This is a genomic window from Candidatus Poriferisocius sp. (assembly GCF_965219775.1).
Lineage (GTDB): Bacteria > Actinomycetota > Acidimicrobiia > Acidimicrobiales > Bin134 > Poriferisocius.
The window spans coordinates 3,360,542-3,379,988 of record NZ_OZ244793.1 but is presented as its reverse complement, the minus strand read 5'-3'; the positions used below and the strand labels follow the sequence as shown (position 1 = coordinate 3,379,988).

The window sequence follows — 19,447 nt, the reverse complement described above, 5'->3', positions numbered from 1 at the left end:
TTCGCGGCGAACGGCAAAGCATGATCGGTGCGATTGCTGCGAGACTGGTACATGGCCTATTCCATCATTGACGTCGACACCCACATCACCGAACCGGCCGACACGTGGACCAGCCGGGTGGCCGCCCGCCACCGCGACCAGGTGCCCCGGGTGGAGGTGATCGACGGCCGTCAGATTTGGCTGCTGGGCGACGACCGCATCGGGGCGGTGGGTCCCACCGCGCCGGCGGGATGGTCCAAGCCCATGCCCGAGTCACCCGCGGGGTACGACGAGGTGCATCCCGCCGCCTACATCGCCGAGGCCCGGCTGAAACTCATGGACGAGCGGGGGGTGTGGGCCGAGGTGCTCTATCCCAATGTGGGGGGTTTCGGGGGCCAGCGCTTCTTGTCCATCCCCGACGCCGAGCTGAAGTACGAGTGCGTCCGGGCCTACAACGATTTCCTGTCGGATTGGTGCAGCGCCGACAGCCGCCGGCTGATTCCGTCGATGGCCACCCCGTTCTGGGACGTCGACCATGCCGTGGCCGAGGTGGAGCGGTGCGCGGCGCTGGGCTACCGCTCGGTGAACTTCACCGGGGAGCCCCAGTTCTTCGGCCTGCCCTACCTGGGCGAGCCGCACTGGGACCCGTACTGGGCGGCGGTTTGCGATCACGACATGGTGCTGTCGTTCCACATCGGCAGCGGTGAGTTCAACTGGGACCACAAGCGGGTGGAACGCCGGGGTTTTGCCGAGGCCTATGCCCTGCAATCGGTGGATTTGTTCACCAAGAACGGCATCCAGGTGTGCGACCTACTGCTGTCCGGGGTGTTGCCCCGCTTCCCCGAGCTGCAGGTGGTGTCGGTGGAGTCGGGCATCGGGTGGCTGCCGTTCATGCTGGAGGCGCTGGACAACCAGTTCGTGGAAGGCGGCGGCTGGCGGGATCGTCCCGAGTTCGACAAGCTGCCCAGCGAGTATTTCGCGGGCCAGGTCTACACCACGTTCTGGTTCGAGGAGTCCGCCCCCCAGGACATGCTGGGCGGGCGCATCCCGCTGGACAACGTGCTGTTCGAGACCGACTTCCCCCACCCCACCTGCCTGTACGACAACGTGGAGGAGAAGCTGGCGGCCAGCATCGGGCACTTGTCCGACGAGGCCCGCCACCAGGTGCTCTGGGGCAACGCCCAACAGCTCTACCGCATCGAATCACCCGCCTGAGCCGATCGCAGCCCGCATCGAATCACCCGCCTGAGCGGGTCACGCCGCGCGTCGAATCACCCGCCTGAGCGGATCGCAGCGCCAGGTGACCAGCTTCGACGCCCAAACCGAGACTTAGGCGGACCTGCTTGCCCGAAACCGGGGCAATGGGTTCAGCGGGGTTGTTCGGCAGCGGCGTTGCGGCCCGCCACCCGTCCGAAGGCCAAGGCGTCGGCGATGTGGAAGCCGCCGTCTTTGCACCAACTGTAGGTGGAGCTGACCGTGCCGGCGGCGTAGAGACGGCCGATGACCTCACCGAACGGGTCGAGCACCTGGGCCTTCTCGTTGCGGCGGGGGCCGCCGTTGGTCCAACCCAGCAGCGGCGCCGACGTGAAGCCGTAGAACGGGGGCGTCTCCAGCGGGGTGAGGGTGGGTCGAGGGCGACCCAGTGGGTCGTGGCCGGTGGCGCAGGCGTCGTTCCATGCCGCCACCGAGTCCTCCAGCCCGTCGGCGTCGATGCCCAGGCCCTCGGCCAACTCGGCGGGCGAGTCCCCCTGAAGGATCCACCCTTTCTCGATCTCCGCGGAGTTGTCGGCGCTCCAGTCGTAGCCTTCGATGAGCAGGTTCCAGCCCACCGGCAGCATCTCCCTGGGCGGCGAGATCGGCCCGGCCAACCGGGTGGCCTCGTCGAAGATGACCTGCAGGGGTCGGCGCTGAAAGTGCTCGTAGTCGCCGTTGATGAAGCCGTGTCCGTGCCCTTGGGGCGGGATCTCGTTGTGGGATCGCTTGCCGTCCTTGCCCACGCAGATGAAGCCTTGCGAGTAGACGAACATCACGTACATTCCCGCCTCGAACCCCTCGGCCCGCAAACCCAACGTGGCCGCCATGTTGTCCATGTGCCACAGGTCGGCCCCCACCTTTTGGGCCATCTTGATGCCGTCGCCGGTACCCGCGGGCGACCCCCACACCGGTGAGCCAGGCAGGCGCAGGTAGTCGCGCACCATTTCCGGGTTGTTCTCGAAGCCCCCGGTGGCCAGCACCACCCCTTGCCGTGCCTCCACCCGCAGCGGTTGGCCGCCGCGGTCGGCCACCACCCCGGTCACCGCCCCGTCTCCGGAGGTGACCAACTCCTTGGCCGGGGTGTCCAGCAGCACCTCGATCCCCCGATCCCGCACGGCGGCCGACAGCGCCTGGAAGAGCAGTTGTTGACCCATCTCGCCGTCCACCCCCAGGTAGCCGCCGTAGAATTCAGCGCCGGGCATCTCGGGAAACTCGGGCTTGTAGTCGGCGTGAACGCCCGGAGTCACGCCCAGGCTCTGCAACCACTCGGTGTTCTTGTAGGTCTCGTCGGCCCACACCTGCACCACTGGCTCCGGCAGGGTGTAGGGGCCGCACAGCGCCCGCAGGTAGGTGGCCATCCCGTCGGGATCGAGGTTATTGAACCAAATCCCACCTGAGATGCGGGTGTTGCCCCCTTCCCGGCCCTCGGGCATCTTCTCCAACAAGATGACCGACGCACCGGCGTCGGCCGCAGCAATGGCCGCGGCACACCCGGCCCCGCCCATGCCCAACACCACCACATCAGCCTGACGATCCCAATGTTCGCTCATGTTCACCATTGTGCCCCAGAGCCGGTCTTCCGCACCCAGTGTTGTGTCGAAACGGGGGCCGCATGCGGCCTGCCGGGCATCAGTGCCAAGCGCTGCGTCGCCTCACGTTGAACGAAGCGGGGAAATTGTGCATTGTGCGGGGAGATTGTCGATGAAGGTCGACCCAGCTTGCTCAGTTGGTGGTGAGCGGGAGGTACTCGTAGCGGCGGGTGGACCAACCGGCGGCGAAGCGGGCGGTGCTTTCGTCCACCGAATAGTCCGGGAACCTTCCCAGCAGCTCCTCCAGGGCCACGCGGCACTGGAGTCGGGCCACCGAGGCACCCAGACAGTGGTGGGCCCCGTAACCCAGGGCCACGATCCTCTCGATCCGGCGTTTCACGTCGAGTTGGCCGGCGGTGGGGCCGAACTCCCGTTCGTCGCGGTTGGCCGACGCAAAGAGCAGGAGCACCTTCTTGCCGGCCGGAATGGTGGTGCCGTGCAGGGTCACGTCGCGGGTGACGGTGCGGGCCAGGTTCTGCACCGGGGAGGTGAGCCGAAGGAGTTCTTCCACCGCGTTGGGGATGGCCGTGGGGTCGTCGATCAGCAGCCTTCGCTGATCCCGGTGGCGGTCGAGCAGCACGGCCGAACCGCTCAACATGCCGGTCACGGTGTCGTTGCCCCCGGTGATCATGGTGAAGATGAACCCCACGATCCACATGGCCGAGGCCACGTCCTCACCTTGTTGCACCAGGCCGCTCACCAGGTCGTCACCGGGGTCGGCCTTGCGCCGCTCGATCAGCCCACCGGCGTACTCGAACAGCTCGAGGAACGCCTGCTGGTTGGGGCCGTCCTGCGCGGCCGACTCGGCGGTGGCCTGCACGATGCGCTCGGTCCAGCGGTCGAACAACACCCGGTCCTCGGTCGGGACCCCCAGGTAGTGGGCCACCAGGAAGCTGGGCAGCGGCTTGAACAGAGCCTCGACGATGTCGGCCTCCCCGGCGTCGGCCACGGCGTCGAGCTTGTCGGTCACGAACTCCCGAACCAGGTCCTCCACCGGGGCCACCTGGCGGGGGGTCATGGGTCGGCTCACCAACCGGCGCATGGCGGTGTGATCGGGAGGGTCCATCATCACGATGGGCCGGGCCTTCTCGTCGAAGCCGGCCATGTCGTCGGGCGCGGTGGTCAAGCCGTTGGCCGACGAGTAGGTGGCGGTGTCGCGTGCTGCGGCGAACACGTCGTCGAATCGCGACAGCACCCAGAACTGGCCGTCGCCCACCTCGTGTACCGGATCCTCGTCCCGCAGGGCCCGGTAGTCGTCCCATGGGTCGGCCCACGTCTGGCGACTCCGGTAGGAAAACGTGACGGTCATTGGCTCAGTTCAACTCGGCTCAGGTCCGCTCGCCTCAGGTCGGCTCGCATCAGCTCAGTTCGAGGCCCTGCAGGGCGCCCTCGTCGCGCCAGGCCTCCAGCAGGCGGAAGAACTCCTGGGCGCCGCCGCCGTAGGTGCCGCCGAACCAACCGGGACCGTCGTCGGGCTTGCCCTCGTTGTTGTAGTAGCCGGGGGTACACGACTCCAGAAAGCCCGCCCGGCGATTGGCCGACTCCACGATCAGGCGCACCCAGTCGGCCTCGGCTTGGGCGGTGGGTTCGATCAGGGTGGCCCCTGACGACATACCCCGGTCGATGATGTAGGCCACGTGGCGGCTCTGCTCGTTGTAGAGCTCGGTGAAGTTGGGGGACACCCCCGACTGGATGCCGCCCATGTGGAACAGGTTGGGGTAATCCCGGCTGACCACGCCGTGGTAGGTGGACATGCCGTCGCGCCACCGTTCGCTCAGCGTCGTCCCGCCCCGGCCGTGAATCTCGCATCCGGCCCGGTGAGAGTAGTCGGTGCCCACCTCGAAGCCGGTGGCGAAGATCAGGCAGTCCAGCTCGTACTCCGCCCCGCCGGCCACCACGCCCTTCGGGCTGATGCGCTCGACCCCTTGGCCGCCGGTGTCCACCAGGGTCACGTTGGGGCGGTTGAAGGTGGGCAGGTAGTCGTCGTGAAAGCACGGTCGCTTGCAGAACTGCCGGTAGTAGGGCTTGAGGGCCTCGGCGACGGCCGGGTCGTCCACCAACTCGTCCACCCGGCTGCGGATCTGCTCCATCTTCTGGAAGTCGGCCATCTCCATGGCCTCGGCGATCTCCTCGGGGGTGCCCAGCCGGGCGCCCTCCCCCAGTGCGGTGAGGTTGCGCAGGATGCCGGTCCAACCGTCGCTGACCAGATCCTCCTCCTGCACGCTGCCCGCCACGATGTGGCCGAAGTTCTCGATGCGGTGCTGCTGCCAGCCCGGCTCCAGCGACATGGCCCACTCCGGATCGGTGGGGCGATTGCCCCGCACGTCGATGGACGACGGGGTGCGCTGGAACACGTACAGGTGCTGGGCGGCCTCGCCTACGTGGGGAATGCACTGCACCGCCGTGGCCCCGGTGCCGATCACCCCCACCACTTTGTCGGCCAGGTTGGTGAGGTTCCCGTTGGTGTCGCCTCCGGTGTAGTCGTAGTCCCAGCGGCTGGTGTGGAAGGAGTGGCCGCCGAAGGTGTCGATGCCGGGGATGCCGGGCAGTTTGGGGCGGCTCAGCGGGCCGATGGCCATGATGACGAACCGGGCTCGCATCCGGTCGTGGTGGTTGGTGTGCAACTCCCAGCGGCGGTCGGCGTCGTCCCAGTGCATCTCGTGGACCCGGGTGCCGAAACAGACGTCGCGGTACAGATCGAAGTGGCGGCCCAGCGACCGGCAGTGCTCCAGGATCTCCGGCCCGTAGGAGTACTTCTCCTTGGGCATGTAGCCCAGCTCCTCCAGCAGCGGCAGGTAGATGTACGACTCGATGTCGCATTGCACGCCGGGATACTGGTTCCAGTACCACGTGCCGCCGAATTCGGCGCCGCCGTCGATCATGCGGATGCTCTCCACCCCGAGGCTGCGCAGTCGGGCGCCGGCCAGAAGCCCGCTGAAGCCGGCGCCGATGATGGCCACGTCCACCTCGTCGGTGAGCGGTTCCCGCACAATCCCCGCTTGGGCCGGGTCGTCGAGGTAGCGGGAGAAGTCCCCGTCCATGGCGATGTACTGGTCGTTGCCGTCGGCCCGGAGCCGCTTGTCCCGCTCCTCCCGGTACTTCTCCCGCAGGGCCACGGGGTCGAAGTCCAACTCGGCGATGGTGGAGGATGAGCGCTCGGTCATGGCCCACTACCATAGAACTCATGACTTTTGAGGCCCGCTTCGACTTGAGCAACGTGAACTGGTCCCACATGGAGGGGGGCCCGGAGTTCGACTACCCCATCGAGTTCGACGTGGCCGTGCTGGGCGCCAACCCCGACCACGGATCGCTGGATTTGGTGGTGCGGTTCGCTCCCAATTCCCACTGCCACTACCACCGTCATGTGGCCGCCACCCGCACACTGGTGTTGCAGGGCGAGCACCACGTGTTCGACGTGGAACCCAGCGGCGAGATCGTCCACAAGATCAAGCCCGCAGGCACGTACGGCCAGAGCCCCCCCGGTGAAATCCATTCCGAGCGCGGCGGGCCCGACGGCGCCATCGTGCTGTTCAACCTCCACTCCCCCACCGGGGAACTCTTCGAGACCCTCGACACCGACCACAACGTGCTGGCCACCTCCACCATCGAGTCCATGTCCACCGGCCCCCTCATGGGCGTATAGCGGGGGAACTTCAGGCCAGCACGCCCAAGGGGACAGCGGCGATGCGGTCGTCCAGTCGGTAGGCGGACTCCCCCGGATAGACCACCAGACCGGCGCAGAAGGCATCGCCGAGGCGGTCTCGCAAGGTTCGGCCTGCCGTTGCGTGCGACAGCGGTGCCGACACATTTGGATACTCCGCTATCCACAACATGGCTACTGGAGTATCCATCTGTGCAGGATTGGCCGCCCTCAGATGGCACTCGGCAGAGGGACGAGCCAGGGTGCTCAGTGCGAGCGATCTTCTCCATTGTTGGGCAGGAGGGTGCGGAGGCGGACCCGCTCCATGGCGTAGGCCACGGCAATCGAAAAAGCCGATTCCTCCACGTTCGCCTCGGCCACCATCGGCTCACACAGCTCCGGCGCAGGTGGTGGCGTCAGGTCCGGCGGAGGAAGACAATCGGGCATCCACCGCAGGTTACCCAACTTCTGATTTGTCAGTCAACCACCTTCAGTCAGGCTCGACTTGTTACAGCTATTTCGTCCAATTTCTGAGTCTTCTTCGGAAGTTCAGGGGGATAGTGTCACTCTGGTCGGTATGCTTACATGTATGGAGTTTGATTCTTCTGACGGCACAGTTTCGGGCACAATTGCTGATCCGCCGGGCCGGGTGCGGGATGCGGTGGTGGCGATGGTGGCTGAGTTCGAGTTGCAGGATTATTCGGAGTTGGACGCTCCTGGGGTGATCAAGAGGGTGTTGCAGACTGACACGGTGCGCCGTCAGATCGAAGCGCACCTGGCCGGGTTGTTGGTCCGGTTGGGTGAACTCGCCGGTGATGAAACCGTGGAGGCGGTGTGCCAGCAGTTCGGTTTGGCTTCTCGCAAGGCCAAGCGTCAGGCGAAGACGGCCAAGGGGTTGCGGGCACTGCCGGATGTGTTGGATGCCGCAAGGGATGGGTTCATCACCATGGACCATGCCGAGTTGATCGCCGCCTCCCATGAACGCGCACCGTTGCGTGACGGTGACGGGTACGAGCTGGTCAAGTTGGCCCTGACCCAGTCGTTCGACCAGTTCCGCCGGTCGTTGGCAACCATGGAGAACCAACGGATGGCCGCGGACGGGATGACCCGCACCGAACGCCAACACGCCCGGCGCACCGCCAAAGTGTTCGACGGGGACAACGACATGGTCATCGTCCACGCCGAACTCGACGCCATCGCAGGCCAACGCGTCAAAACCGCCCTATCGGCCATGAACACCCGGCTGCTCCACCACGACAGCAAGACCGGTCAGGAACGGTCGTTCCAGCAACGCAACGCGGATGCCCTCGTCGCCCTCATCACCCAACAACCCGGACGCCCGGCTGATGCTGAGGGTGGGGCCGAGTGCGGGCCTACCCCGCAGAAGACAACCCTTTTGGTCACCGCCGAATGGGATCCCATCTACGGGGTGCTCCAGGATGCCGAGTTGATCGACGGCACCCCGATCGACATCGAAGAACTCCGCCGTTTGGCGTGTGACGCCGACATCATCCCGGCCATCTTCGGCTCAGACGGCCAACCCCTCTACCTGGGTCGCACCCAACGAGCCCCCAACCAAGCCCAGCGCATGGCCCTGTTCGCCCGGGACCAGGCCTGCGTCGACTGCGGCCTCGCCGCGCAAGCGTGTGACATCCACCACATCCAACCCTGGGAACACGGCGGCCCCACCAACATCGACAACCTCATCCTCCTCTGCCCCACCTGCCACCGCAAAACCCACCGCCACGACCATCACCACGCCTACTACAAGCGGCGCAGGCACCGAACCATCCAACCAGCCCCCCAACCTCACCGACCGCCCGATCCGGTCACAGAGCCCGAAACCGTCTCGCTCTCCTGAGCGGAGGCGAGCCGCCCATCAGCGGCTATCTCTCGTCAATTGGGGCCAGAGTCCTGACCGGTCACTCCTTGATGAAGGGTGACGTGCGGTCCATCAGTCGTCGCAGTCCAGGCAACTCCCGAGCCGGACGCCGGTTGATCAAGTCCCACTCCGAAGCTGCTTCGGCGTCGAGTTCAAACTCAGTCCGGTCCGCCGGCACCCGCTTGGCGGCAACGGTCAAGTTGGTGGCTTCCATCAATGTACGACCAGCGCTTCGGATCGGCACGGCAGCAGGAAGAGCGGCTTGTGCGGGGTGGACCGTACTGGACTTGAACCAGTGACCTCTCGCGTGTGAGGCGAGCGCTCTAGCCGGCTGAGCTAACGGTCCGGGGACCGTTCAGGATAGCTCAGGCCACATCGTTGGGGCGAAGAGTTGTTCGCAGTAGGCCATGGCTTGGAGCACGGCCACGTCGGCGAGTTGTGGACCCACGAGTTGCAGACCCACCGGCATGCCGTCGGCGGCGAATCCGGCCCGGACACTGCCCGCGGGCAGCCGCGTCAGGTTGTACGGATAGGTGTGGCGGATCCAGTTGTCCACCCGCTCCCCGTTGACCAGGCCCTGACCGCCGCAATCGGGAAAGTGGCCCGCCACCGTCGGGGTGAGGAGCAGCTCGGCGTGGGACAGTAGCTCGTTGAGCGTCTCGGACATGGCGTAGAAGATGTCCAGCGCCCGGTTGAAATCGGCCACCTCGGGGCTGCGGGACAGGCCGAAGAAGTAACGCAGGCCGGGGGTTATCTGTTCCATCTGCTCGTCGGTCAGCCCACCCAGCTCACTCGACACCGCGTTGGACGACAACAGCACGTACTCCCAGATGGGGTCGTTGAACAACGCCTCGTCTCGCACCTCCACGGCCACACCGTCGGCCTCCAGTTGGGCCACCGCAGCCTCGCACACCGCCACCACCTCGGCATCGGAGGGGTTGCCGTCGGGCGACGGACACCACACCACCCGCTGCGGGCGCCGGCTCTCTTCCAGGGCTTGATGCCAGGACTGTTCGGGGCGGGGTAGCGAATGGAGGTCGCGGGGCGACGGCCCCATCACCAGATCCTGCACGAAGGCGATGTCGGCCACCCGCAGGGCCATCGGTCCGTGGACCGACAGGGGCCACAGCCGGTACGGCCCTTCCACCGGCACCCGGCCCAGGCTGGCCTTGAAGCCGCTGAACCCGCAAGCCGCTGCGGGAATGCGGATCGACCCGCCACCGTCGGAACCGGTACACAGCGGCACCAATCCGGCCATCAGCGCAGCCGCGGTGCCCCCCGACGAACCTCCGGGCGAGCGGGTGGGATTCCACGGGTTGCCGGTGGGGCCGAACAGGGGGTTGTAGGTGTCGCCGGTCCAACCAAACTCGGGGGTGTTGGTCTTGCCCATCACCACACAGCCTGCGTGGCGCAGCCGCTCCACCAGCACGCTGTCGGCCACGGCCGGGGGGTCGTCGGCGTGGAGCTTCGAGCCCTGGGACGTGACGTACCCGGCGGCGTCCTCCAAGTCCTTGACCCCGATGGGAATGCCGGCCAGCGGCCCGACCTCGTCTCCTGCGGCCAACCGGGTGTCGATGCGGTCGGCTTCGGCCAACGACCGCTCGGGGTCGCTGACCACAAAGGCGTTCAGCCCCCGGTGGGCCTCAATGGCGGCCAGGGCTCCCTCGGCCAGATCCCGAGCCGACACCTCCCGGCTCCGCACCGCCGCCGCCCACTGCTCCACCGACCGCACCCGAAAGTCCATCGTCTCCTCCATCGCCTTCTCCTTCGACTGTTTCATCAACTTCTCCGCCGCCTCTTCCATCGTCAGCATCCGACAGTACTGCCCAGGGCCGCCATCAGAAGCGGCCACCAGCAGCAGCCGCGGCAATCAGCGACGCCCCAAAGCCTCGGCCACCGCTTCCAACCCGGCCGCCCGACTGGCCTTGACCAGCACGGCGGTGTCGCCGTCCAGCGGGCCCACTGCGGCCACCGCGGCGTTTACGTCCGGCACCGGGGCGATCCCGTAGTCGGGGGTGGCCACCGGGATCACCTCGATGCCCAATTCTCGGGCGAGCACCCCGACGGTCGCGTGCTCGGCGGCGGACCGATCCCCCAACTCGGCCATGACCCCCACCACCGCCACCCGTCGACGGCGGTCCACCGCGGCCAGCGAACGCAACCCGGCGGCCATGGACATCGGATTGGCGTTGTAGGCGTCGTTGATCAACACCGCGCCCGACGCCAGGGTGGTCACCTCCATGCGCCAAGGCGACAGCCGGGCCGATCCCAAACCGTCGGCGATGGCGTCCACACCCACCCCCACCGCCAAAGCAGCCGCCGCGGCGGCCAGGGCGTTCATCACCATGTGCTCCCCGCACACCGCCAGGGCCACGTCGGCCCACCCGTTGGGCGCCACCAGCCGGAAGCGGGGCCGCAACCCCTCGTCCACCCGCACCGCCTCCGCCCGCACGTCACCGCCGATGCGACCGAAGCGCACCACCTGGGCTCTGGTTCGCTCCGCCATGGCGGCCACCAAGGGGTTGTCGGCGTTGAGCACGGCCACCCCCGAGGGGCCGAGGCACTCCACCAACTCACCCTTGGCCTCGGCCACCGCCTCCACCGTGCCGAACAGCTCGGTGTGGGCCGCCCCCACCTCGGTCACCACTCCGACGGTGGGCTGCCCGAGCGAGCACAGCTCGGCAATGTGGCCCTTGCCTCGAGCACCCATTTCCAACACCACCGCCCGGGCCACCTCCGGACGGTTCACCAGGGTGAGGGGCACGCCCAACTCGTTGTTGAACGACCGGGGGCTGGCGTGGGTGGGCCGATCGGCGCCGATGGCGGCCGCGGCCAGGTCTTTCACCGAGGTCTTGCCCACCGAACCGGTGATGCCCACCACTGGCCCGTCGAACCGGCCCCGGGCGTGGCGGCCCAACTCGCCCAGAGCCTCCTCGGTGTCGTCCACCACCACCGCGGTGGCCCCCCGGGGTGGCGCGGAGGTCAGATAGGCGACCGCCCCGGCGGCCAAAGCAGCATCGATGTAGTCGTGGCCGTCCCGCTCGGCCACCAACGGCACGAACAGCTCCCCCGGCCCCACCGTGCGGGAGTCGATGGAGGCCCCCGCCACCGTCACGTCGGGGCCGACCAGCCGACCTCCCACCGCATGGGCCACCTCCGACGCCCGATACCGCACGCCGTTAGCTTCCCACTGTCGGCCGATCCGGTGGGGTACCGTCGGTTCGTGGCAACCCGCACCCGCCTGGTGCTCCTCTTCGGCGGCCGCTCGGCCGAACACGACGTGTCGTGCGTTTCGGCCCGTCACGTGGCCGCCGCCGCCGACCCCGACCGCTTCGACGTGGTCGCCGTGGGCATCACCCGCTCGGGGCAGTGGCGGCTGGTCGAGCTTGGGGACCCCCTCCCCGATCGGTTGGCCACCGACGGACCCCGGGTGGCCCCTGCCGACATCTTCGCCGAACCCGACACGGTGGTGTTCCCCCTGGTACACGGCCCGTTGGGTGAGGACGGCACCCTGCAGGGGCTTTTGGAAGTGGCCGACATCGCCTACGTGGGATCGGGGGTGCTGGCCTCGGCGGTGTGCATGGACAAGACCATGGCCAAGCTGGTGTGCGCCCACCAGGGGCTGCCCCAGTGCCGCTACCGCACCGCAACGGCCAACGACGACGCCGCCCGAGTGGCGGAAGAGGCCATCGCCGATTTGGGGCTGCCGCTGTTCGTGAAACCGGCCAACATGGGCTCCTCGGTGGGCGTGAGCCGGGCCACCACCGCCGCGGAAACCATCCGGGCCCTGGAAGTGGCCGGCCGGTACGACCACGCCCTGGTGATCGAGGAGGAGGTGAACGGTCAGGAGATCGAGGTGGCGGTGCTGGGCAACGCCGAGCCCACGGCCTCGATGCCCGGCGAGATCGTTCCCGGCGCGGCGTTTTACGACTACGCCGACAAATACCTCACCGACGGCGCCGAGCTGCTGATCCCCGCCCGGCTCTCCGAGGCGGCGACCGCAGAAGCACAGCACCTGGCCGAGGTCGCCTACCGGGCATTGCAGTGTGAGGGCATGGCCCGGGTGGATTTCCTGTACGATGCCGACGGACGGGGCATGCTGATCAGCGAGATCAACACCATCCCCGGATTCACCCCCATCAGCATGTATCCCCGGCTCTGGCAGGCCTCCGGGCTGGCTTATCCCCAGCTCATCGAGACGCTGGTGGAGCTGGCCGTCGAGCGTTACGAACGCCGCCGCCGGCACCGTCGCGTGGATCTCTGAGGCGCCGGCCAAGGCTCGGCCCCCGACCTGACGGCGTCGCCCAGACAGGTCCAGGGGTGGGGATTTCGGGCTGGGTTTGGTAGAACTTTGCGGTGATATCAGAGGCGCTGGCGGGCAAGCGGCTGGCCATCACCGGCACCACCGGATTCCTGGGTACCGCGCTGGTGGAGCGGCTGCTGCGGTGCGTGCCCGAGGTGGAGCTGGTGCTCTTGGTGCGGCCCGGTCGCCGCGGGGCCGACCAGCGCATCCGACGAGAGATCATCCGCAACGACGTCTTCGACCGGCTGCGCGACGAGCTGGGCAACGACGAGTTCGAGCGGCGCTGCCACCAGCAGATCACCGGGGTGGCCGGTGACGTGGGGGTCGACGGGTTGGGCCTTGACGACGCCGGGCGGGAGCTGATCGCAAGCTGCGACATTGTGATCCACTCGGCGGCCGCGGTGGCCTTCGACAACCCGCTGGACACCGCCGTGGAGGTCAACCTGATGGGGCCGGTTCGGTTGGTGCAGATGCTGAACGAGCTGGGGGCGTCCCCCCACTTCATCGCGGTGTCCACCTGCTACGTGGCGGGCAGCCGTCGGGGCAACGCCCCCGAGGAGCCCCTGGCCGACGGCCCCATGTACGTGCCGGTCTCCTGGCAGGACGAGGCCGAGGCCAGCCGTCGGCGACGCATCACCACCGAGACCGACAGCCGCGACCCCGCCCGTCTGGCCGAGTTCCGCAGCCGGGCCCGCCACGAGCTGGGGGCCGCGGGCACCCCGGCCCTGGCGGCCAAGACCGAGCAGCTCCGCAGCCGGTGGGTCGACGACCAGATGGTGGAGGCGGGACGATCGCGGGCCGCCTCGCTGGGCTTCCCCGACGCCTACGCCTTCACCAAGGCCCTGGCCGAAACGGCGGTGGCCGAGATCAAGGGCGACCTGCCGGTCACCACCGTGCGTCCCTCGATCATCGAATCGGCCTACGCCGAGCCCTTCCCCGGTTGGATCCGGGGGTTCCGCATGGCCGAGCCCATCATCATCGGCTACGGCCGGGGTCTGCTCACCGACTTCCCCGGCATCCCCCAAGGGGTGCTGGACGTGATCCCGGTGGACCTGGTGGCCGCGGCCATCTGCGCAGCGGCGGCTCGGGGCCACGATCCCGACCGGTCGGTGATCCAGGTGGCGTCGGGCGCGGTCAACCCCTTCCGGCTCAACCAACTGGTGGATCTGGCCCACGGCTGGTTCAGCGAGCACCCCATCTACGACGACCGGGACCAGCCCATTCCGCCCCCCAACTGGACCTATCCCGGTCGGGGCCGGGTGGTCCGCCAGCTCAAGCGGCTGCGCCAAGGGCTGAACGCCGGTGAGCGGGTGCTGGGGCGCCTGCCCATTCGGGGCCGCCAGGCCGAGATCACCGCCGACCTGGACGAGCGCCGAGAGCAGGTGGAGCGGGCGTTGGGCTACGTGGAGCTCTACGGGGCCTACACCGAGTGCGAGGCCCTGTTCGGGGTGGAACGACTGCTGGAGCTGTGGGACAGCCTGGACGACGCCGACCAGGAACTGTACGGCTTCGACCCCCGGGTCATCGACTGGCCCCACTACGTGACCGACATCCACCTGCCCACCGTGGTGGCCCAAGGCCGGGTGAAGACGGCTCCCTCAGGCCGGTCGGGACCGTCGCGCAAGGATCGTCGGCGGGCCCAGGTGCTCTCGGCCGACCGCCACCTGGCCGCCTTCGACCTGGAGAACACGGTGATCGCGGCCAACGTGGTCATCGCCTACGGCTGGCTGGCCACTCGGCGCCTCCCCCGGGACGACCGCGCCCGGCTGGTGGCCAAGGTGCTGCTGGAGGCCCCGTCGCTACTGGCCCTGGACCACCGCGACCGCAGCGATTTCCTGCGCCACTTCTACCGGCGATACCAGGGGGCCCCGGTGGAACAGATGGCCGAGGACGCCAACGAGATGTTCAGCGACCTGATCCTGGCCCAGGCCTATCCGGCGGCCATCCGGCGGGTGCGCGAGCACCGGGCCGCCGGTCACACCACGGTGCTCATCACCGGCGCGCTGGACTTCATCGTCGAGCCGCTGCGCCCGTTGTTCGACCACATCGTGTGCGCCGAGCTGGCCCAGTCCCACGGCGCCTACACCGGGCAGTTGGCCGCGGTGCCGCCCACCAGCGAATCCCGGGCCGAGGTGCTGCGGGAGTTCGCCAACGCCGAGGGGCTGCTGTTGTCGGAATCGGTGGCCTACGCCGACTCGGCCAGCGACCTGGCCCTTCTGGAGGCGGTGGGTTATCCGGTGGCGGTGAACCCGGAACCCAAGCTGGCCATGCTGGCCCGCAAGCGGGGCTGGCTCATCGAGTACTTCGACAAGGCCCCCGGCGCACCTCGCAAGCTGCTGCCCATCGGCGCCCGAAAGGCATCATGAAGGACCGAGTGCGGCCCACCCCCCGACCGGGTCTGGTCCTGGAAGTCGACCGCTCCACCCCCCCCATCCTGTTCCACCACGGGGAGGGGTTCCGCACCGAGAAGCTGCCCGCCGGGCGCAGCCGGGTGGTCTATCCGGCCGAGCCGTTGCTGGGACTGGACGATCCCGAGGGTGCCATCCGCCGGGCGCTGCTGCACCCCATCGACCAGGATCCGTTGCCCGCCCAGCTCCGGGCGGGCATGAAGCTCACCATCGCCTTCGACGACATCTCCCTGCCGTTGCCCCCCATGCGCCGTCCCGACATCCGCCAGATGGTCATCGAGCAGGTGCTGGAGATGGCCGCGGCCGCCGGGGTGGACGACGTCCACGTGATCGCGGCGCTGGCCCTGCACCGGCGGATGACCGAAGCCGAACTGCGCCACGCCGTGGGCGACCGCACCTACGATGCCTTCGCCCCCTCGGGCTGCCTCTACAACCACGACGCCGAGGATCCCGACGGCATGGTGGTGCTGGGCACCACCCCCCACGGCGAGGAAGTGCAGTTCAGCCGTCGGGCCGCCGAGAGCGACCTGGTGGTGTACGTGAACATCAACCTGGTGGCCATGGACGGCGGCCACAAGAGCACCGCCACCGGCCTGGCCGGCTACCAGGGCCTGCGCCACCACCACAATGTCAAGACCATGCAGGAATCCCGGTCGTTCATGGACCAGCACCGCTCCGAGTTGCACGCGTCCAACTGGCGCATGGGCAAGGTGCTGCGCGACGCCGGGGTGAAGATCTTCCAGATCGAGACCACCGTCAACAACAACACCTTCGGGGTGGACGGACCGCTGGCCATGCTGCAAAAGCGGGAGTGGGAGTGGACGGCCCGAGACCGAGCCGCGTTCATCGCCATGACCACGGGGCTGAAGCGAACGCCGCCCCGCATGGCCCGCCAGATCTTCCAGTCGTGGCGGGCGCCCTACGAGTTGACCTCGGTGCAGGCCGGCGAGGTGGAGGCCGTCCACAAGGTGACCACCGACAACGTGTACGCCCAGCACCTGGTACCGGTGGAGGGCCAGACCGACATCTTGACCATGGGCCTGCCCTACATCTGCCCCTACAACGTGAACTCCGTGATGAATCCCATCCTGGTCATGTGCCTGGGGCTGGGCTACTTCTTCAACCTCTACCGGGGGCGGCCCCTGGTGCGGGAGGGGGGCGTGGTGATCATGAGCCACCCCACCCGCTGGGAGTTCCATCCCGTCCACCACCCCAGCTACATCGACTTCTTCGAGCAGGTGCTGGCCGACACCACCGACCCGGTGGAGATCGAGGCCCGCTACGAGCGCCAGTTCGCCGAGGACGAGTGGTACATCCACCTCTATCGCACGTCGTACGCCTACCACGGCGTCCACCCCTTCTACATGTGGTACTGGGGGGCCCACGCCCTGCAGCACCTGGGCGAGGTCATCATCGTGGGGGGCGACACCCGAGCGGTGCAGCGCATGGGGTTCCGACCGGCGTCCACCCTCCAGGACGCTCTGGAGATCGCTTCCGACACGGTGGGCCGCCAGCCCACCATCACCCACCTGCACAACCCCCCCATCCTGATGGCCGATGTCAGCTAGGCGGGTTCTTTCGGGGCTGGACTTCCCTTATCGGGCGGCCCGCGCACCCGCCGGGGTGCCACCTGCGCCGGCCGCCAAGAACCGGGGGGCCGACTACGACACCGAGTGGGCCCGCACCCCGGCTGCCCGGATGGCCCGTCGGGTGATCGCCGAGGGGGTGATGGCCCCGGCGATGGCCGTCCTGGCCCGCCCTCAGCGACGGGGTCTCGACCGGCTGGAGCGCTTGGAGGGGCCGGTGATCTTCGCCGCCAATCATCACAGCCACATCGACACTCCGTTGATGTTCACCTCGATTCCCCCCCGGTGGCGCAACCGTCTGGTGGTGGGCGCCGCCGCCGACTACTTCTTCACCGGAACGCTCAAGTCCGTGGCCTCGGCCCTGGTCATCGGGGCCTTTCCCATCGAACGGGCCAAGGTGGGGCGGCGGTCGGCCCGGCTGGCCGCCTCGCTCATCGACGAGGGTTGGAGCCTGCTCATCTTCCCCGAAGGGGGCCGCAGCCCCGACGGCTGGGGCCAGCCCTTCCTGGGAGGGGCCGGTTACCTGGCGGTGCGCTGTGGCGTGCCGGTGGTGCCGGTCCACGTGGAGGGCACCGACCGGATCCTGCCCAAGGGCCGCAGCGTGCCCAAGGTCTCAGCCACCACGATCACCTTCGGCGACCCCCTGGTGCCCGCCGAACAGGACAACGCCCGGCGGTTCGCCGCTCGCATCGAGGTGGCGGTGGCCACCCTGGCCGACGAGTGCGCCACCGACTGGTACCAGGCCCGCCGTCGAGCCCACGCCGGCACCACCCCCGGCCTCACCGGCCCCGCCGTGTCGTCCTGGCGCCGAGCCTGGGCGTTGGGCGACCGCTCCCCCCGCTCCCGCCGCCAACACCGCCGCTGGCCCTGAAACTGCCGACCCTGAGAGGCAGGGCGCCTGGGCGGCATTGCGGGGTGGGGGTGGTCTGAGCCTCCTTCACCCTTCTCACTTGTGGGCGTGGCGCGGGTCTTCGGGCAAGAGCTCTTCGACGAGGAAGGTGGGAATGGGAACCGCGTCGGGGTCGAGATAGGTCATTCCGGCAATCCGGGCGGCCGGTTGGATGCCGCAAGAGGCCAGTCTGGACAACGCATCGGCCAGGTTCTCAACCCGCAAGCCGTGGGCGTGGAACCGGTTGCGGGTGATGTCACTACCCCACAACTCCTGGGACATGCCCTCGTCCGGCAGGGGAAACAGCAGCAGCAGGCAATCCGCCAGCGACACGATCGCCCCGATCTCGTTGGGGGCGGCATCCTCGGTCACGCGGAGAATCTCAGTCTCGAACAAACCGGCCAGCCGTTCGGCCACGGCCGCGGGATCGGCTACGACGGCGGTGACGAACGCGTAGTGCAACGCCGGAGCCACCGGCACCACCGGGAGCGGCTGAGGGGCATGTCCCCAGCGGGGGTCGTCGTCGGTGTGGCGGTCGGACCATTCCAATAAGAGGCCGGCGGTCTCTTTGGGCTTGGAGAAGAACATGCCGTCCTCGATCCATACCTGGGGGGTCACCTGAAGACGGGCCAGCCGCTCGGCGGTGGCTCGGGCGTCGTCCACTTGCAAGGCGATTGAGTGCATGCCCCCGCCCCACTTCTCCACGAAGTTCCGAACCGGCGATTGCTCTCCGACGGGAACGCCGACTTCTATCGAGTTGTCCCCCAACCAGACCATCCCACCGCGCCGGCCGACCCCGACCGCCTCGGACACGTTCTCATGCATGACCGCGGCGCCGAACAAGCGCTGAAGCGGCCCGAGCATCCCGTCGTAGTCGGTCCCCATGGCCGTCGTGTGCCACAGCATCTTTATACCGGTCATGGGCCACCTCCCCGACCGAGTCTCGCAGATCCCCGGGCCGGATGAAGGCTACGACCCTGGGCCAACGAGCACCGGGGTCGAAGGGCTCGGCCTCCTGCTGCTGCCCGGCTCCCCCAGCGGCCCTCCAAAAGTGGCCCTTTTGGAGGGCCGCTTTGCGGGGTAGGGTTGTTCCATGTCCCTGCCGACAACCAGCCCGTCCGACCCTGCTGGCTCCGAGCCCACTGGACAGGAGCGGACGGCCACGACCCGTGAGTGTCGGGACAATTTCTTCGCCATACTCAGGGACGTGCACGAGACAGGCGTTCCGATGGTGCTCACGAAACGGGGCAAACCCTATGTCCGCATCAGCCGCGAGATCGAACCTCCCGGCGACATGTTCGGCTGCGACAGGGGCATACTCCAGATCATCGGAGACATCGATGAGCCCATGTGGTCTGATGACGACTTCGACATGATTGCCCGTCCCCGCCAAATGCTGGACTGAACAAGACCCAAGTGCCGACTCTCCTCGACACCAACGTGCTCATTCGACTGCGCAGCGGCGACCCCCTCATCGGCCCGCAAACCAGACAGTTGCTCCGAGAAGGCGCGGAACAGCGATCTCTGGCCGTATCGGCCATCTCGTTCCATGAGGTCTCCCGCCTCTGCCGCGACGGTGTCATCGACCTCAACATGTCCGTGTTCGACTGGTGCCGTCGGTGCATCAACTCTGGGGTTCTGGCCATCCCCGTCGGCTGGGAGGTCGCCGCAGCCGCCCCTCAGCTTGCCAATGAGGGTTTCCACGGCGATCCCTTCGACCAGACGATTGTCGCTACCGCCATCATCCAGGGAATCCCGTTGGTCACCACCGACAAGGCAATGCACCAATGGGCCGACCAGACCGGCCAACTCGAGCTGCTGAACGCCAGGAAATAGCGAGCGTCGGCTCGGCATCGGCTCGGCATCGGCCCGGAGGCAACCGGAGGCTGCGACACGGCCATGCTGAGGGCAAGACCG

General features: G+C 67.9%; 17 protein-coding genes and 1 tRNA gene. 9 read left to right on the top strand and 9 right to left on the bottom strand.

Features of this window, described 5'->3' with window-relative positions; genetic code table 11:
* The first annotated feature begins 27 nt into the window (after positions 1-27).
* Complete coding sequence (locus ACOQPQ_RS15290) at positions 28-1,194, top strand: amidohydrolase family protein (protein ID WP_420640274.1); 1,167 nt, start codon at positions 28-30, stop codon at positions 1,192-1,194.
* Positions 1,195-1,346: 152 nt separating this feature from the next.
* On the opposite strand, the gene ACOQPQ_RS15285 is transcribed toward ACOQPQ_RS15290, so the two are convergent.
* The 3 genes from ACOQPQ_RS15285 to ACOQPQ_RS15275 form a co-directional block, all read right to left on the bottom strand.
* Positions 1,347-2,783 carry an FAD-dependent oxidoreductase gene (locus ACOQPQ_RS15285; protein WP_420640273.1) on the bottom strand — a complete coding sequence of 479 codons (1,437 nt, stop codon included), beginning with the start codon at positions 2,781-2,783 and terminating at the stop codon, positions 1,347-1,349.
* Between the two features lie 172 nt (positions 2,784-2,955).
* Positions 2,956-4,131 carry a cytochrome P450 gene (locus tag ACOQPQ_RS15280; protein WP_420640272.1) on the bottom strand — a complete coding sequence of 392 codons (1,176 nt, stop codon included), beginning with the start codon at positions 4,129-4,131 and terminating at the stop codon, positions 2,956-2,958.
* A gap of 49 nt (positions 4,132-4,180) precedes the next feature.
* Positions 4,181-5,986 (bottom strand): flavin-containing monooxygenase, encoded by a 1,806-nt coding sequence (locus tag ACOQPQ_RS15275; RefSeq protein ID WP_420640271.1) that lies wholly within the window; start codon positions 5,984-5,986, stop codon positions 4,181-4,183.
* 20 nt (positions 5,987-6,006) lie between these two features.
* Between ACOQPQ_RS15275 and ACOQPQ_RS15270 the strand changes: the two genes are divergently transcribed.
* On the top strand, positions 6,007-6,465 hold the full coding sequence (locus ACOQPQ_RS15270) for a cupin domain-containing protein (RefSeq protein WP_420640270.1): 459 nt from the start codon (positions 6,007-6,009) through the stop codon (positions 6,463-6,465).
* A 264-nt stretch (positions 6,466-6,729) separates the two neighbouring features.
* On the opposite strand, the gene ACOQPQ_RS15265 is transcribed toward ACOQPQ_RS15270, so the two are convergent.
* Positions 6,730-6,909 carry a hypothetical protein gene (locus ACOQPQ_RS15265; RefSeq protein WP_420640269.1) on the bottom strand — a complete coding sequence of 60 codons (180 nt, stop codon included), beginning with the start codon at positions 6,907-6,909 and terminating at the stop codon, positions 6,730-6,732.
* Between the two features lie 142 nt (positions 6,910-7,051).
* Here ACOQPQ_RS15265 and ACOQPQ_RS15260 point away from each other — a divergent pair, with 142 nt between their 5' ends.
* On the top strand, positions 7,052-8,323 hold the full coding sequence (locus ACOQPQ_RS15260) for a DUF222 domain-containing protein (RefSeq protein ID WP_420640268.1): 1,272 nt from the start codon (positions 7,052-7,054) through the stop codon (positions 8,321-8,323).
* Positions 8,324-8,384: 61 nt separating this feature from the next.
* Here ACOQPQ_RS15260 and ACOQPQ_RS15255 read toward each other — a convergent pair whose 3' ends face one another.
* The 4 genes from ACOQPQ_RS15255 to ACOQPQ_RS15240 form a co-directional block, all read right to left on the bottom strand.
* A complete protein-coding gene (locus ACOQPQ_RS15255) occupies positions 8,385-8,558 on the bottom strand; it encodes a hypothetical protein (RefSeq protein ID WP_420640267.1) in 174 nt (57 codons plus the stop codon).
* Between the two features lie 58 nt (positions 8,559-8,616).
* Positions 8,617-8,690, bottom strand: a tRNA-Val gene (locus ACOQPQ_RS15250).
* Positions 8,691-8,699: 9 nt separating this feature from the next.
* Positions 8,700-10,148 carry an amidase gene (locus tag ACOQPQ_RS15245; protein WP_420640266.1) on the bottom strand — a complete coding sequence of 483 codons (1,449 nt, stop codon included), beginning with the start codon at positions 10,146-10,148 and terminating at the stop codon, positions 8,700-8,702.
* 66 nt (positions 10,149-10,214) lie between these two features.
* Complete coding sequence (locus ACOQPQ_RS15240) at positions 10,215-11,519, bottom strand: UDP-N-acetylmuramoyl-tripeptide--D-alanyl-D-alanine ligase (protein ID WP_420640265.1); 1,305 nt, start codon at positions 11,517-11,519, stop codon at positions 10,215-10,217.
* 48 nt (positions 11,520-11,567) lie between these two features.
* Between ACOQPQ_RS15240 and ACOQPQ_RS15235 the strand changes: the two genes are divergently transcribed.
* The 4 genes from ACOQPQ_RS15235 (at position 11,568) to ACOQPQ_RS15220 (ending at position 17,512) form a co-directional block, all read left to right on the top strand.
* A complete protein-coding gene (locus tag ACOQPQ_RS15235; RefSeq protein WP_420640264.1) occupies positions 11,568-12,608 on the top strand; it encodes a D-alanine--D-alanine ligase family protein in 1,041 nt (346 codons plus the stop codon).
* Positions 12,609-12,700: 92 nt separating this feature from the next.
* Positions 12,701-15,013 carry an HAD-IB family hydrolase gene (locus ACOQPQ_RS15230; RefSeq protein WP_420640263.1) on the top strand — a complete coding sequence of 771 codons (2,313 nt, stop codon included), beginning with the start codon at positions 12,701-12,703 and terminating at the stop codon, positions 15,011-15,013.
* The gene (locus ACOQPQ_RS15225) at positions 15,010-16,623 is read left to right on the top strand and encodes a lactate racemase domain-containing protein (RefSeq protein WP_420640262.1); all 1,614 of its coding nucleotides are present in this window, start codon (positions 15,010-15,012) and stop codon (positions 16,621-16,623) included. The genes ACOQPQ_RS15230 and ACOQPQ_RS15225 overlap by 4 nt, the downstream gene beginning before the upstream one ends.
* Complete coding sequence (locus ACOQPQ_RS15220; protein ID WP_420640261.1) at positions 16,613-17,512, top strand: lysophospholipid acyltransferase family protein; 900 nt, start codon at positions 16,613-16,615, stop codon at positions 17,510-17,512. The genes ACOQPQ_RS15225 and ACOQPQ_RS15220 overlap by 11 nt, the downstream gene beginning before the upstream one ends.
* Before the next feature lie 75 nt (positions 17,513-17,587).
* On the opposite strand, the gene ACOQPQ_RS15215 is transcribed toward ACOQPQ_RS15220, so the two are convergent.
* Positions 17,588-18,451, bottom strand: a complete 864-nt coding sequence (locus ACOQPQ_RS15215; protein ID WP_420640260.1) for a hypothetical protein — start codon at positions 18,449-18,451, stop codon at positions 17,588-17,590.
* 307 nt (positions 18,452-18,758) lie between these two features.
* On the opposite strand from ACOQPQ_RS15215, the gene ACOQPQ_RS15210 reads away from it, so the two are divergent.
* Complete coding sequence (locus ACOQPQ_RS15210; RefSeq protein ID WP_420640259.1) at positions 18,759-18,935, top strand: hypothetical protein; 177 nt, start codon at positions 18,759-18,761, stop codon at positions 18,933-18,935.
* An 11-nt stretch (positions 18,936-18,946) separates the two neighbouring features.
* On the top strand, positions 18,947-19,366 hold the full coding sequence (locus ACOQPQ_RS15205; RefSeq protein ID WP_420640258.1) for a type II toxin-antitoxin system VapC family toxin: 420 nt from the start codon (positions 18,947-18,949) through the stop codon (positions 19,364-19,366).
* The last annotated feature ends 81 nt before the right edge of the window (positions 19,367-19,447 follow it).

Bases quoted from the DNA above. Each gene is read 5' to 3' on its own strand.
- ACOQPQ_RS15285 (WP_420640273.1), bottom strand. From the start codon at position 2,783: ATGAGCGAACATTGGGATCGTCAGGCTGATGTGGTGGTGTTGGGCATG.
- ACOQPQ_RS15225 (WP_420640262.1), top strand. From the start codon at position 15,010: ATGAAGGACCGAGTGCGGCCCACCCCCCGACCGGGTCTGGTCCTGGAA.
- ACOQPQ_RS15220 (WP_420640261.1), top strand. From the start codon at position 16,613: ATGTCAGCTAGGCGGGTTCTTTCGGGGCTGGACTTCCCTTATCGGGCG.
- ACOQPQ_RS15265 (WP_420640269.1), bottom strand. From the start codon at position 6,909: ATGCCCGATTGTCTTCCTCCGCCGGACCTGACGCCACCACCTGCGCCG.
- ACOQPQ_RS15245 (WP_420640266.1), bottom strand. From the start codon at position 10,148: ATGGAAGAGGCGGCGGAGAAGTTGATGAAACAGTCGAAGGAGAAGGCG.
- ACOQPQ_RS15255 (WP_420640267.1), bottom strand. From the start codon at position 8,558: ATGGAAGCCACCAACTTGACCGTTGCCGCCAAGCGGGTGCCGGCGGAC.
- ACOQPQ_RS15270 (WP_420640270.1), top strand. From the start codon at position 6,007: ATGACTTTTGAGGCCCGCTTCGACTTGAGCAACGTGAACTGGTCCCAC.
- ACOQPQ_RS15275 (WP_420640271.1), bottom strand. From the start codon at position 5,986: ATGACCGAGCGCTCATCCTCCACCATCGCCGAGTTGGACTTCGACCCC.
- ACOQPQ_RS15210 (WP_420640259.1), top strand. From the start codon at position 18,759: ATGGTGCTCACGAAACGGGGCAAACCCTATGTCCGCATCAGCCGCGAG.
- ACOQPQ_RS15215 (WP_420640260.1), bottom strand. From the start codon at position 18,451: ATGACCGGTATAAAGATGCTGTGGCACACGACGGCCATGGGGACCGAC.
- ACOQPQ_RS15260 (WP_420640268.1), top strand. From the start codon at position 7,052: ATGGAGTTTGATTCTTCTGACGGCACAGTTTCGGGCACAATTGCTGAT.
- ACOQPQ_RS15280 (WP_420640272.1), bottom strand. From the start codon at position 4,131: ATGACCGTCACGTTTTCCTACCGGAGTCGCCAGACGTGGGCCGACCCA.